The organism is Alkalibacterium psychrotolerans, from assembly GCF_054784355.1.
On record NZ_BAAGPH010000028.1, the window covers coordinates 1 to 14,627 of the forward strand.

Here is a 14,627-nt window from a genome sequence, read left to right on the forward strand (position 1 = left end):
GACTCTTATTAAAGGCTAACTTTTTTTAAAAATCAGTTTTTATTTAACCTGATCAATAGCTAGCATCAAACGAGCAACAAGATTTTTTTAATACATAGTTTTTCATAGATTATTGGGTGTTACCTCTCTTAAAGAATTATACCATAAATTGGATGGGTTAAAAGTAATCCAATTGGATGTTTTTAAGGCGTATTCTTTTACGTATACTTTTAACTAAGTCAAAAAAAGAAGAGCACGCAGGAGGAAAATATATGAGCGACAAAATTATTGGAAGTGCACGAGTAAAACGAGGAATGGCCCAGATGCAAAAAGGCGGCGTCATTATGGATGTGGTCAATGCCGAACAGGCGAAAATTGCCGAAGCAGCGGGGGCAGTTGCTGTTATGGCACTGGAACGCGTTCCGTCAGATATACGTAAAGCTGGTGGTGTAGCTCGAATGGCCAATCCAAAAATAATTGAGGAAGTCATGAATGCGGTCAGCATACCAGTTATGGCAAAGGCTAGGATCGGTCACATTTCTGAAGCACGTATTCTAGAAGCCATGGGCGTAGACTATATCGACGAAAGTGAAGTATTGACGCCAGCAGATGAAAAATATCACTTGCTAAAAAGTGAGTATGTGGTCCCTTTTGTCTGCGGCTGCCGTGACTTGGGAGAAGCACTCAGACGGATTGGTGAAGGCGCGTCGATGTTGCGTACGAAAGGGGAACCCGGTACAGGCAATATTGTTGAAGCTGTTCGCCACATTAGAAAAGTAAATAGCCAAATCAATGTACTCAAAACAAAATCAGACGATGAGTTGATGACCTTTGCTCGAGATATTGGTGCACCCTATGATTTAGTTAAGGAAGTCAAAGAACTGGGAAGCTTGCCAGTTGTCAACTTTGCAGCTGGGGGAGTAGCCACACCGGCAGATGCCGCATTAATGATGAGCTTAGGTGCAGATGGTGTGTTTGTCGGATCCGGTATCTTCAAGTCCGATTCGCCTGAAAAATTTGCCCGTGCTATTGTCCGTGCAACAACACATTACGAGGACTATGAACTTCTGGCTGAACTATCCAAGGACTTGGGCGAACCGATGAAAGGAATTGAAATCAGTCATCTGGCTGAAGCTGAGCGTATGCAGGAAAGAGGCTGGTAAGATGGATTTAACTGTAGGTGTGCTTAATCTGCAAGGAGCGGTCACTGAACACCTTAAAGCCTTAAGCCATTTAGGTGTTCAAGCCGTATCGGTCAAAAAAGCAGAAGATTTTGAGAAATTAGATGGGTTGATTATTCCTGGAGGGGAATCAACGGCCATTGGGCGCCTTATAAGAGAACAGGAACTGGAAGCGACATTACGAGCTTTTTATAAAGAAGGAAAAGCCATTTTTGGCACGTGTGCCGGTTTAATCCTATGCAGTACAGATAAAAGCCACGATACAACAGATCTAAGGTTAGGCTTTATTGACATGGAAGTTGAACGGAATGGCTTTGGCAGACAAGTAGCCAGTTTCGAAGCCTCTATAGATTTTAAAGGAATCGACCAGAAAGTTGAAGCCGTATTTATCCGTGCGCCATACATTCAGTCGGTGGGACCAGGGGTGGATGTACTGGCAGCTATTGATGATAAAATTGTGGCTGCTCAGCAAGGGAATGTACTGGTTACTGCCCATCATCCTGAACTGACTGAGGATTATGCTGTTTTGAATTATTTTTTAAATACCATCAGCCAGTCCGTTTCAATCAATTAAGATAATTTAAAACTACCAGAGAACGCAGATAATCCAGCGTTCTCTGGTAGTTTATTTTGTTTATAATAGCATTGCTATCTAGAGATAATCAGTAGGCTATCCATTCAATCAGTAACTCTTTATCTTCTTGAGGTTTTACTCCTGGCAACCATGTCGGAAACCAGCTATTAATCATTAAATGCATAGGGTTATGCGAAAAGCCGTCTTCCCAAGTTTTAACAGGTTTACCGTCTATATAAAATGAGACCCGGTCAGGGTAGTAATCGATTCTATACTGATGATAATCAGCTGTGGGATCAAAAGCCAAGGGTATTTTATCTTCATGATGAATCGAGCCGTCTAAATAAGAAGTCAGCCATACTTCGGAGTCCTGTTGATTAAATACTTCTATATCAATTTCATGATAAAAATCAGGTGCTGAGTAAAGAAAAAAGCCAGTTATTGAAGAGGGAGCATCTGGAAGTTTCATGCTGGTTTCATATGAACCATAATGCTTTAAAGCAATTGTCTGGATTTCGCCCCCTTCCAATGTGCCTGCAGGATGAGTAATGGTCAGTTGGTCATTAATTATACTGACATGTTCATGTTTAAGTTGCGTACGACCTAGCTGTCCATTGCGGCTGTACCATAGATCAGTATCAATCGTCTCAAAATAGTCGATGCTGTTGTAAAGTCTAAAGGCATCATCCACGTCAATCCTATCAAGTGGGGTAGACGTATCGGTTATTGGCGCCTTATCCCAGATAGCAATAATTGCCTTATAGGGTCCAGTCAGAATAGAATCAAGGCCCAACTCTTTAAGTGAATAAGACAGCGTCAATGCTTGGTCGGGTTCACTATTAAAAGAGAATGGCTTGGCTGGAAAATCAATCACTTCATTGGTCGGACTGACTATGCTGAAACCAAGATAGAGGGTCTGATTACTGGCTGACTGATTATGGCTTTCAACAACCAAGGACATATCGATACTGTCTAGAAACGTATCAGAATGAAAATGTAATTGCGTTAGGCTGACGGATGGTGTGTCCAGTTGGTTTTTCATGGTCTGCTCACCTCTTTCACGGTTAAAGATTATTGAGAATCCTACTAGTAGCAGGGATAGCGTGATAATTCCAGCCAGCAATAAAAGCAGGGACTGCCATTTTTGGGGCTGTTTTGAGAAAATAGGCATGCAAATAAACTCCATTTCTTGGGTACTGAAGAGAGACAATAAGGTATAATTACTTATAAGCTAATCTTTCAGCTGCTTATTACACAGGTATTTTACCATACAATTCAGATTGTATTCGGCGAGTGTACCTAAGGGGAATAGTAACGAATGATTAAACGCGTTTAGTTGTCATTAATTCGAGATAATATCAGCTGTATCATTAGGATGTTTATGCTAAGATAACACTACTATAATTAAAAGGATGAATGCCTTGAAAAAACATATTAAGCTTGTTTATATTGTTGTACTAACTGCAGTTGCCTTGATTTTACTTCCGTATATTCTATGGCACAGCAGTTCAGGAAGAAACCTGGATGTACTGATACTTGACAAAACCGTCCCAGATCAGACTTACCGGGAGCACAAGGGCATTACCTGGGCTCTGAATCATTATAAGTACACTAAAGATGACGACAGTGAGTACGACCTTGCCAGTGACTATGTCGGCTTTCATCCCCAAGATGATAATAACTACTACATAACGTCACTGACTGATACCAGCGAGAAAACCCATGATTTAATCTACATGGCTGATACATATGGTGTATACGAAGAAGAGTTTTATGGTAAAAGTCAAGAAGGCAATCGTTCCGAACTTATTTATGGCGGATTGACAATGGAAGATGTTGCCTTTGTTGAAACAGCAGTTTTCGAAGACCAGACTACTCTAATTGCAGAATTCAATAGTTTTGCAAGCCCGACGGAGGCAGCTGTCCAACAGCGTTTCAGTTCTCTTTTAGGCCTCGAGTGGAATGGGTGGATAGGGCGTTATTTCCAAGACTTAAATGGCAATGACAATGATGAAATACCCAATTGGGTGATGGCTAATTATGAGCAGCAAACGGAAGAAGAGTGGCTTTTCAGCGGACCGGGTCTTGTGTTCGTTAGAGACGATGACTTTATCGTTGTGCTAGAAGAAGGCAAAGACTTTGAAGGGAACGGCGTATCTTTTGAGTTTACTGAGGCAGGAGAAGCAATTTTTGATGGGGCCTTAACCTCGCGCTATGATTACTGGTTTGATGTCATAGAAGCGACAGATGCAGACATTCTCGCCGAGTACAATTTAGGACTGACCGAAGAAGGAAAAGAGAAACTAGATGAGTTTTCGATAAGTGATGACTTCCCTGCAGTAACCTACCGGAGCCATCAAGGGACTCCATTGTATTATTTCGCCGGAGACTATGCTGATTTAGATTCAACGCCTTCTTTTTATCAATACAGAGGTCTTGACAGGCTAAACCAGGCGATTAGCCGGCTTCAGTATAGAGGCGATACTTCTTTTTATTACCGTGCGTACTTGCCGATGATGAGACACATATTAACTACCATATATAGCCGCGAAACTGATTCTCAAGATGACGCAGCGGTGTCTCAAATAACTGAAGATGATATCACCTATTCTAGCCGAGTGACCGAGACAGGCTTTGAAGTGTTTTCCAATGGAGACTGGCAGGCTATCGACATTAAAGGTGTCAATATGGGCATGGCTAAACCAGGTACGTGGCCAGGAGAAGCTGGGATTACCTTTGATGAATACGTCAGGTGGCTTGATCAGATAGATGAGCTGGGGGCCAACGTGATTAGGGTATATACTATCCATCCCCCGGAATTTTATCAGGCTCTTTGGCTCCATAATCAAACAGCAGAAGAACCTCTTTATGTTATGCACGGTGTATGGATAGAAGAGGAATCTTTAGAGTCGGAGCTGGATGCTTATTTACCTGAGATTATTACTTCATTTGAAGACGAGATTGAAGATGTCATAGATGTCATTCATGGAAGCAGCATCTTACCGGAGCGTACCGGTCATGCATCTGGTGAGTATTCATACGATATATCAGAGTATATACTCGGCTACATTCTTGGAGTTGAGTGGTATCCGCGAATGGTGGAAGAAACGAAAGCACGCCACGCAGATTTGCCCGAATTTGAGGGTAAATACTTCTCAACTAAAGAAGCCAATGCATTTGAAAAGTGGTTGGCTGAACGTATGGAGTTTGTCATTGACTATCAGACAAATCAATACCAGACAATGCATCCAATCAGTTTTACAAACTGGCCGACAACTGATTTACTTGATCACCCGGCTGAGCCATCCATTGAAGAAGACTTGGTGAGTGTGGATCCGAATACGATTTATGAAAGTGAAGAGTTGAAAACAGGTTATTTTGCCAGCTACCATGTTTATCCCTACTATCCAGACTTTTTGAATTATGAAGAAGACTATATCAATTTTATTGACCATAGGGGCGAAAGAAATAATTATGCCGGCTATTTGAATGAGTTAATTGCTGCACACCGCATGCCTTTAATTGTAGCGGAGTTTGGTGTTCCGGCATCAAGAGGAATGACACATAAAAACCCATTTGGATGGAATCAAGGATTTATTTCTGAAGAAGAACAAGGGGAAATCATTGTTCGACTGTTTGAAGATATGTTTGCGCAAGGCGCAGCAGGCGGTCTGATGTTTACCTGGCAGGACGAATGGTTTAAGCGTACATGGAATACAATGGAGCTGGATAATCCGAATCAAAGACCTTACTGGTCCAATGTTCAAACAAATGAGCAGCGGTTTGGACTGTTAAGTTTTGAAACGCATACTAAACCAATTGATGGCAGAGCAGAAAAATGGGATGCATCAGAACAATTAGCCGCAAAAGAAGAGGGCTTAATCCAAGCACTCTCTGTTGACCATGACGAAGCCTTTCTTTATTTCATGATTGATTTTGATGAAAGTCAATGGGATAGGGAAACTGATTTTACTATACTACTGGACACGATTCCTAACCAAGGAAACCAGTCTGTTCCATTTACTGATGAGATGAAATTTGATGAAGGCATTGATTTTGTCATTGAACTGTCAGCCGAAAACGAGAGCAGAGTCTGGGTAGACAACTATTACGACCCATTTTACTATGAGTACGGTTATGAACTGCAGTTTTTGGATACTACAGAGCAGATGACAAATAATGATGGTCAGTTTAATTTAATTAATTATGCCCTATCAAAACCAATGACTATACCTTCAACAGGAGAATTTATCCCGTTTGATTATTATGAGACAGGATTGCTTAAAGAAGGTATTGGGAACCCCGAAAGTGAGGACTACGATTCACTCTCTGATTACAGCATTAACGAAGAGAGCGGCATAATTGAAGTTCGTGTTCCATGGCTGCTTTTAAATATGAAGGACCCTAGTCACAAAGAAATTATGGGAGATATATGGTCAGAAGGGTTGGAAGCTTCCGAACTCATAGAACAGATTGGTGTGACTCTAGCAGCAACAAATGACAAGCAGCTAGTCGACCAGCTGCCATCCAATAATGGGATGCTGACCTACACATGGGATAAATGGGAACAGCCTGGCTATGAGGAAAGGCTGAAGGAATCTTATAGTGTCATTCAGGATTACTTATTACGCGTAATGGAGGACAATTAAATGAAGAATGTACTAGTGGTAGATGACGAAATGGTCTTAAGGATGCTTATTGTTGATAGTTTAGAAGAGTTAAATTGTCAAGTTGATGAGGCTGAAAATGGTATGGAAGCAATAGAAAAAATTAATGAGAATAACTATGACATCATGATTCTGGATTACATGATGCCTGAACTTACTGGTATTGAGTTACTGAAGAAAGTCGATTCAGAGAGCATAAAAGATACGTATGTATTGATGTTAACAGCTAAAGCACAGGAAAAAGATCAGCTGCAAGCAAAAGAAGCTGGTGTAGACTATTTCATGAAAAAGCCCTTCAGTCCGATGGAACTCTATCAAATTGTGGAGGAGCTAATCAATGAGTGAAAGGGTGAGACAAACAGTAAAAATCAAGAATAAATTCTATAAATCAGCAGCACTGTTGCTGACACTTATTGTATTTATTATGTCAGTAGGTGTGTTTACACTCCTGCGTGCCCAGACAGAAATCACTAATCAATACGAAGAAAGCACCTTGAAATATAGTGCCGTTAATAATCTTGAGGAAAGTTTAACCCAGGTACTTTTTAGAGCACGAGGTTATTATGCCTTTCAAGACCAATCGGAGCTGGACTTACTTAATGAAAACTTAGGCGCCTTTAGGACTAACATTGAATACTTCCAGACCCTTCCTCTTAGTAGCGAAGAGGAAGAACTGAATGCTATATTGTCGGATTTTTACGAAAATTATACAGAAAATCTTCTGCCATTAGCCATTAGTTATGTTGAAAATGATGATTATGCTTCTCTTAGAGAGTTATCAGCCGGGGGTACTAACTCAGAAATAAACCAATTTTTAGATTACACACAGTCGTTTAATGAAGAAGTCCAACTTGAGAGAGATACTATTTTTAATCAAGTGATGGGTGTGATTAATGACTTCACTACCGGATTTATTGTATTAGGCTTGACTAGCTTTCTATTATTTTTCATAGTGATTAAAAGCCTGCTGAAAGAAATTATCGATCCATTTGATTCAATGATTTTAGCTGCAGATAATTTAAAAAAAGGAAAAACATCACAGCTTGATTCGAATTATCAACTGGCAGAGCTAAGCAATTTGGCACATTCATTCAATGAGATGGCTGTAGAAGTACAGGAAAAAGAAGAAGAGCTCCTGGCGCAGAACGAGGAATTGATATCTCAGCAAGATGAATTGGAGTTCAATCAAGAACAGCTCCGCGAGTACGTAACGGAAGTCGAGCACATTAATAAAGCATTGAACCAGTCTGCACTTTTATGTATCACGGATGAGAAAGGTATTATTCAAAACGTCAATGATATGTTCTGTAAAACGTCACAGTTTACAAAAGAAGAATTGCTGGGACATACGACCCGGGTGTTGAAAAGTGGTCATCATACGCAGATTTTTTATGAAAAGATGTGGCATACAATTACTAAAGGTAAGATTTGGACAGGGAAAATTCAGAATGAGACAAAACATGGTGACTACTACTGGATTAATGCGACTATCGTTCCCTTTCTAGATGATCATGGAAAAGCTTACCGTTTTATCCTGATTGGAATTGATATCACAGAGAACAAGCGAAACGAGCAGACCCTTAAAAAACTATTGAGTGAAACACAGAAAGCTAAGGAAAAAACTGAAAGTTATAGTAATTTGAATAAAGAACTGACCGCAACAGTCGACAGAGATGAATTTTTAAGCAGTGTCTTCGATTATTTCAAATTGGCATTCGAATTTGACAAAGGCATGTTAACTAGTGTGAAACAGAAACAGTTCGCTTTAAAAGGCGTTGCACAAAGTCATGCGAAGCTCTTTTTGACAGGTAATCACTTGGAAGACATTCTTGAGCGACTGGAATCAGAAAGTTATTTCGTCATAAAAAGAGAAGCGTACAAGACTGAAAAAGGCATTTCACTAGACACTGTCTACAGCTATGACCTATATGCAGCAGTAAAAAATGATGAGAACGACATTGAATTAGTCCTAGCAGTAACAAGAATCGGTTATCCCTTTACTGATGAGGAAATTGCGGAAATGCTTGTTCTTTTAGGTCAGTTAAGCATAGCTTTAAGCAGAATAAATATTTATGAAGATGTGCAAAAAGAAAGAAGTTTAAATGAAAGTATTGTTGAAAATGTCACTGAAGGCCTTCAACTTGTATCACTTGAAGGTGACTTGCTCCAAGCTAATAGTAAATTAATGGCTTTAGTAGATATTGAAAGCTATAAGAAAGGAGAGACTGTATCAAAAGATACCTGGATCAAAGATTTCACGAGTAAGTGTATGGAATCGGATAAAGTTAAAGCCTTCTTCAAGGAGGCCATAGATCCGACAGCAAGAGAATTAAAGTCAATTCGATGCCAGATGAATGATGATAAAGCAAGGCATATCCAAATATACACATCACCAGTGTTTATGGAGAGCGAAAAGACAGGCACGATTTTCATGTACCGTGACATTACAAAAGAATATGAAGTAGATGTGATGAAATCAGAATTAGTGAGCACGGTGAGTCATGAACTGAGAACACCACTGTCAAGTGTGCTTGGCTTTACGGAAATGCTTTTGATGAGAGAGCTGAAGCCTGAAAAGCAAAAGAAATACCTGGAAACGATTTTTAAAGAAGCCAAACGGTTAACAAACCTGATTAACGATTTTCTTGATGTACAGCGCATTGAATCGGGCAAGCAAGAGTACACTATGGAACCATTAACAATAAATAAAGTTCTGATTGAAGTAATTGAAACGTTCAAGCATGAGAAAAATCATCCCATTTACTTGGAAGATTCAGCCAACTTGACAACGGTCTTAGCCGATAAAGACCGCATCATCCAACTCTTTACGAACTTAATTAGTAATGCCGTTAAGTTTTCACCAGAGGGTGGAAATATTGCCATTCAAATAAAAAATGAAGACAACAAAATTGTGATTAATGTAAAAGACCATGGGATTGGCATACCTGAAGCAGAGTTGTCCAGTATGTTTACCAAGTTCAAGCGAATTGACAACAGCGCCAGCAAAAAAATAGGTGGAACAGGTCTGGGCTTAGCCATAACAAAAGGCATTGTAGAAGCCCATCACGGTCAAATAACTATTGATTCCAAAGAAAACCGGGGCACTACGGTTAAAGTGGCTTTTCCAGTTGAAGAAACGGTAATTGATGGTGAGTTGTTAAATCAAGATACCTATTTTCAAATTGAATCAAAAGGAAATATTTTATTAGTGGAAGATGACATCAGTATGGCTATGATGCTGTCAGAGTCACTTAAATCAAATGGCTTTACTGTTATCCATTACCTCAACAGTAAAGATATATTAAATATTGCCAGTGAACGTGAACTGCTGGGGATAGTCGTCGATTTAATTCTTGAAGATGGTATGACTGGATGGGATTTAATTGAAACCCTTCAGAACAGTGAAGAAACAAAGAATATACCGGTTATTGTTTCTTCAGCTATCGAAAAGACGTCAGATAGTTTAACGGACTACGCGATTCATGATTATCTGGTCAAACCGTATTCTCCGGAATTATTATCAAACATAATGATTGAATTGGCTGGGAATAAGCAGCTTTAGAGAGGCTGTTGACCAATCTAAAAATACCGGTAGAACATCGCGCATACTATTATTAATATAGGAGGGCTATTTTGAATAAAGAAAAATTACGTGATTTGATAAAAAAAAGTCAGCATAAATTTTTAGTGGAAAATAATGAACAACTCACCCATATTAGTCGCCGATTGCTTACTTATTTGAACAAGGGAAGAAATGATGACTATGAGGCGTTGTATCAATTCTATCACCGAATAAAAGGAACATCTGGGACGCTGGAATTAATGGATATCTCAGATGCTGCAGCAGAGATGGAAGAATTAATGATTAGCGAAAAAGCAGAGTTGATCACTAACCATAAACACATTACAACATTAGTAAAAGGCACAGGAAAGTTACTGGAAATGATTGAAAAGCAATTAACAGATATGTTAATTGATGTAAAAGACTTAGAAATAAACACCACCCTAGAAGACGAGAGAGTGTTTCAGGCTGGAAAAATATTAGTAGTAGACGATGATATTGCCATGCTCAATTTGGTGGCTGAGCTGTTAAAAAATGAAGGTTATGAAGTCTTTGTAACAAGTAATTCCAATGAGGCAATCGATTACTTAAAAACAGGAACGATAGATCTTGCCTTAATTGATATTGTTATGCCTGAAAAATCTGGCTTTGATATATATGAAGAGATTAACAGCTTCAATAACAGAGTGCCCTTACTCTTTATGACAGGATTAAATAATAGTGATGTAAGAATTGAGGCGCTTAGAAAAGGAGCAGAGATTTACCTGCAAAAGCCACTTGATCCAGAGGAATTAATTGCAAGGGTAGATGGCTCCATAAAAAAATATAAATTGAATGAGGCAAGAGATAATAAGGATGAGCTGACTAAGGCCTTTACCCGCAGACATTTTATTGAAAAATTTGAAGTAGAAAAACAAAAGTATATGAGAACGGGAGAACCTTTCTCGGTAGCCTTTTTAGATTTAGATCACTTTAAAGCAATTAATGATAAATATGGTTATCTCTTTGGAGATAATGTGCTTGTCAGTTTCGTTGAAATGGTTGTTAAACACCTGCCCCCCCAAAGCAAAGTCTTTAGATTTGGCGGAGACGAATTCCTTGTTTTATTTTCGAATACTACAGGAAGTGAAGCACAGAACGTAATGGAAGAGATTCGCACAGAAGTAGGTGCGAAGGTATTTAAACCAATGAAAGACGAGAATGAAATAACTATTTCATTTAGTTCAGGTATAGCGGAATTTAATGAGTCGATTCAATCTAAATCATCTTTGCTGGAGAAGGCAGATCAGGCCTTGTACGTTGCCAATGAAAACGGAAAAAACCAAAGTGTTTTGCATAATGATTTAGGTGGTCCTTTGAGAAATAAAATACTTGTCGTAGACGATGAGCTGCTTCTTGCAAACATCATTAAGACTAGACTAGGATATTTAGGATATGAAGTTGATTATGCCAAGGATGGGCAAGAGGCTTTAGTCAAGCTGAAACAAGAAAGGTATGATTTGGTTTTACTTGATATTATGCTTCCTAAGGTCACGGGCTTAGAAGTTTTAAAAACATTCAAAAGTGGAAAATTTGAAAGTGATCCTAAAATAGTAATGATATCAGGTAAGCAAAGTGAGGCGGCCGTTTTAGAAAGTTTGAGACTAGGCGCAGATGACTTTTTAAAAAAACCAATTTCTCTTGATGTACTGGAACATAAAATCAAAAAAATATTAACATCCTAAAGGTTGGGTCTAAATGGATACAGACTATATTTGGCTGATATTAATCAGCTTGTTAAGTGTGAACACAACGATTTTTATTTTTGTATTATTGAAAAAAATTGTCATGAATCGTGTGAAGAAGAGAAAAGCAATGATAAGAAAGGCATATGAAGATGAATTTGTGCGCTACATTAGCAGCACTTCAGATGAGATAGGCATTGAACCTAAATCATATCTTGAGAAAAAAGTATGCAAGGCTCTTATTATAGATTACAAAGCGTATATACCGGAAGAAAAATGGGATGCTCTATTTAATCGAATTGGAAAGAATGAAACCCGCATCAAAATAAGGCGTGATCTTTTAAGCAGCAATCTATGGAAGAAAAAGACCGCTACCTATTTAGCTGGAGAGTATAAACTACAGTCCCTCGAGCCTTTATTATTAGAGCAGCTGAAAACAGCCGACACCCAGCTCTTTTTTGTCACAGCAAAAAGCCTCATAAAAATCAGTGGCAAAAAGCAGCTTAGAGATATTTTATTGAAGAATTCTGAAGGGAAGCGCCTTGGTAAAAATCAAGTGCTGTCTTTACTGGAGCTAGTCGAAGAGGAAATTCAAGACATTCTTGAAGAAATTATGCTATCGGATGACTTGTTTCTTAAAGCTATCGCCTTGGAAGAATTGGGAGAGCGGCAGTATTCAAGCAGTGTAAAATGGGTAAGGGCAAGTGCCCTTCACCCTGAAAAAGAAATAAGAATAGCTGCTCTGAAAGCAAGTTATAAAATTGGAGATAGTGGAGATGATTTATATCTTAACGACATTCTATCAATGAATGAGGATTCCGAGTGGGAGGTCAGAGCCTTTTTAGCTAAATTTCTGAGAAAAATAAATACAGAAGAATCCACTGAAATCTTAATTACTTACATGAGTGATGAAAATTGGTATGTCAGGCGCAATGCAGCCGATTCACTTCACGCACAAGGGACAAGAGGGTTGGTTGCCTTAAATCAATTGCTTAAGTCGGATGATCGATTTGCAAGAGATGCTGCCGGAGCTGTCCTCCAAAGAGTAGCTTTGAATAAATAAAAGTACAGCGTGACTAATTGAAATCTTGAAAAAGGAGTGCCTTATGGAATTATTAGTAAATATACTGACAGAAAGTATCATCTGGTTCAATTACTTCGTATTGTACTACGTTTTAACGATAAACACATTTTATGCTTTATTGTTTATCGTAGCCACTAGGGCGCTGTATATCGATAGAAAGAAGAAAAAGTACTGGTCCTACGAAGACATGGCTTCTTCAAGTTACACACCGCCATTATCTATTATTGTGCCTTGCTATAATGAGGCAGAAACTGTCGTCGATAATGTCAAATCCTTACTAAGTCTTGAGTACAGTGAATTTCAGCTAATCATAGTCAACGATGGTTCCAAAGATTCTACGTTACATGAACTGACTGAAGCCTTTAATTTAACTAAAGTAAACATGCCATACAGACGAAAGATAAACACTCAGGAAATAAATGGAATTTACCTATCTGCTCTTTTTGAAAACATTATCATTGTAGACAAAGAAAACGGGGGAAAGGCAGACGCATTAAATGCGGGTATTAATATCTCCAAATACCCTATCGTCACTTCTATTGATGCGGATTCTATAATTGAAAGAGATTCTTTAATTAAGGTTATTAGACCCTTTGTGGAGGATCCGGAAGTTGTTGTATCAGGGGGAGTAGTAAGGCCTGTAAATGACTGCACAGTAGACAAAGGGTTCATCGAAAAGGTGCGCTTAGCTAAGAAAAGTATTGTGCGTTATCAGACGGTGGAATACCTAAGAGCCTTCTTATTTGGCCGTTTAGGTTTGGGAAGCTTAAATGCTTTGCTTATCGTGTCCGGAGCATTCGGTGTTTTCAAAAAAAGCACAGTCATTGAAGCAGGAGGCTATACCGAAGACACCATTGGTGAAGACATGGAGCTCATTGTCAAAATTCACCGTAAAATGAGAGAAGACAAAACACCTTATAAAATTGTCTTTGTACCGGATCCAGTATGTTGGACACAAGTACCGGAACAGTTAAGAATTTTAAAAAGTCAAAGGAAACGCTGGCACAGTGGGTTGATGGACAGCTTACTTAATCATAAAAAAATGCTATTTAATCCCAAATATGGCACAGTTGGCTTTATAGCGATGCCTTATTATTTCTTTGTGGAGATGCTTGGTGCTTCAGTTGAAATACTTGGGTATATCTCGTTTATTCTATCCTTTTGGCTTGGGCTTATTAATTTTGAATTCTTTATTCTCTTTATGGCTGTATCAGTATTGTATGGTGTATTTCTATCCAGCAGTGCTATTTTGCTAGATGAATACAATTTTTCTAAATACTCTGACATAAAAGAATATTTACTGCTGATGCTATATAGTATCATTGAAAACTTCGGCTATCGCCAACTGACGGCCTGGTGGCGATTTAGTGCTTTTGTAAAATACAAAAGGCAGAACAAAACATGGGGAGAGATGACTCGAACAAAATTCAGTCCCGACAAAGAAGAGTCAACGGAGAATACTTAAAAGTCGCATAAAAGTAGAGGTGAAAAAAAGTGATGCATCAAATGGGGCTGTATCCAAAGTATTTCCTGGCAATTAGAACTGGAAAAAAAGATATAGAAGTTCGTTTGAATGACGAAAAAAGAAAGCGGATAAAAACAGGCGACACAATTGAATTTATTTCCGTACCGAATGAAGAAGAGCCCATCAGAGCGAAGGTTAACAAGATTGAACAGTACAGTACGTTTAGAGAACTGTATGAAAATAAACCTTTTGAAAGGATGGGCTGCTCAGGCTGGACAATGAACGAAATGCTTGAGGGAACCTACGAGATCTACACAGAAAAGCAGGAAGGACAATTTGGAGCCCTGGCCATTACTATCGAGGTGATTGATTAAGCAGGTCCTCTCGCTAC

10 protein-coding genes are annotated in these 14,627 nt (G+C 38.9%); 9 read left to right on the forward strand and 1 reads right to left on the reverse strand.

Annotated features, from left to right (window positions below; all coding sequences use genetic code 11):
* Positions 1-251 precede the first annotated feature (251 nt).
* Both pdxS and pdxT read left to right on the forward strand, forming a co-directional pair.
* Positions 252-1,142 carry a pyridoxal 5'-phosphate synthase lyase subunit PdxS gene (gene pdxS / locus ACYVLS_RS04680; RefSeq protein ID WP_460321798.1) on the forward strand — a complete coding sequence of 297 codons (891 nt, stop codon included), beginning with the start codon at positions 252-254 and terminating at the stop codon, positions 1,140-1,142.
* Position 1,143: 1 nt separating this feature from the next.
* A complete protein-coding gene (gene pdxT / locus ACYVLS_RS04685) occupies positions 1,144-1,734 on the forward strand; it encodes a pyridoxal 5'-phosphate synthase glutaminase subunit PdxT (protein WP_460321800.1) in 591 nt (196 codons plus the stop codon).
* A gap of 88 nt (positions 1,735-1,822) precedes the next feature.
* Here pdxT and ACYVLS_RS04690 read toward each other — a convergent pair whose 3' ends face one another.
* Positions 1,823-2,905, reverse strand: coding sequence for a glycoside hydrolase family 16 protein (locus tag ACYVLS_RS04690; protein WP_460321803.1), 1,083 nt, complete (start codon positions 2,903-2,905; stop codon positions 1,823-1,825).
* A gap of 250 nt (positions 2,906-3,155) precedes the next feature.
* Here ACYVLS_RS04690 and ACYVLS_RS04695 point away from each other — a divergent pair, with 250 nt between their 5' ends.
* The 7 genes from ACYVLS_RS04695 (at position 3,156) to ACYVLS_RS04725 (ending at position 14,610) form a co-directional block, all read left to right on the forward strand.
* Complete coding sequence (locus ACYVLS_RS04695) at positions 3,156-6,383, forward strand: hypothetical protein (protein ID WP_460321805.1); 3,228 nt, start codon at positions 3,156-3,158, stop codon at positions 6,381-6,383.
* A complete protein-coding gene (locus ACYVLS_RS04700) occupies positions 6,384-6,746 on the forward strand; it encodes a response regulator transcription factor (RefSeq protein WP_460321808.1) in 363 nt (120 codons plus the stop codon). It abuts the gene before it with no gap.
* Positions 6,739-9,963, forward strand: a complete 3,225-nt coding sequence (locus ACYVLS_RS04705; protein ID WP_460321811.1) for an ATP-binding protein — start codon at positions 6,739-6,741, stop codon at positions 9,961-9,963. Before ACYVLS_RS04700 ends, ACYVLS_RS04705 begins: the two co-directional genes overlap by 8 nt.
* A gap of 71 nt (positions 9,964-10,034) precedes the next feature.
* Entirely contained in the window at positions 10,035-11,687 is a 1,653-nt protein-coding gene (locus ACYVLS_RS04710; RefSeq protein ID WP_460321813.1) for a GGDEF domain-containing response regulator, read from the forward strand.
* A gap of 13 nt (positions 11,688-11,700) precedes the next feature.
* Positions 11,701-12,750, forward strand: coding sequence for a HEAT repeat domain-containing protein (locus ACYVLS_RS04715; RefSeq protein WP_460321815.1), 1,050 nt, complete (start codon positions 11,701-11,703; stop codon positions 12,748-12,750).
* A 43-nt stretch (positions 12,751-12,793) separates the two neighbouring features.
* Positions 12,794-14,236 (forward strand): glycosyltransferase family 2 protein, encoded by a 1,443-nt coding sequence (locus ACYVLS_RS04720; protein WP_460321819.1) that lies wholly within the window; start codon positions 12,794-12,796, stop codon positions 14,234-14,236.
* 32 nt (positions 14,237-14,268) lie between these two features.
* Complete coding sequence (locus ACYVLS_RS04725; RefSeq protein ID WP_460321861.1) at positions 14,269-14,610, forward strand: ASCH domain-containing protein; 342 nt, start codon at positions 14,269-14,271, stop codon at positions 14,608-14,610.
* The last annotated feature ends 17 nt before the right edge of the window (positions 14,611-14,627 follow it).

Bases quoted from the DNA above. Each gene is read 5' to 3' on its own strand.
- pdxS (WP_460321798.1), top strand. From the start codon at position 252: ATGAGCGACAAAATTATTGGAAGTGCACGAGTAAAACGAGGAATGGCC.
- pdxT (WP_460321800.1), top strand. From the start codon at position 1,144: ATGGATTTAACTGTAGGTGTGCTTAATCTGCAAGGAGCGGTCACTGAA.
- ACYVLS_RS04690 (WP_460321803.1), bottom strand. From the start codon at position 2,905: ATGCCTATTTTCTCAAAACAGCCCCAAAAATGGCAGTCCCTGCTTTTA.
- ACYVLS_RS04700 (WP_460321808.1), top strand. From the start codon at position 6,384: ATGAAGAATGTACTAGTGGTAGATGACGAAATGGTCTTAAGGATGCTT.
- ACYVLS_RS04705 (WP_460321811.1), top strand. From the start codon at position 6,739: ATGAGTGAAAGGGTGAGACAAACAGTAAAAATCAAGAATAAATTCTAT.
- ACYVLS_RS04715 (WP_460321815.1), top strand. From the start codon at position 11,701: ATGGATACAGACTATATTTGGCTGATATTAATCAGCTTGTTAAGTGTG.
- ACYVLS_RS04720 (WP_460321819.1), top strand. From the start codon at position 12,794: ATGGAATTATTAGTAAATATACTGACAGAAAGTATCATCTGGTTCAAT.
- ACYVLS_RS04725 (WP_460321861.1), top strand. From the start codon at position 14,269: ATGCATCAAATGGGGCTGTATCCAAAGTATTTCCTGGCAATTAGAACT.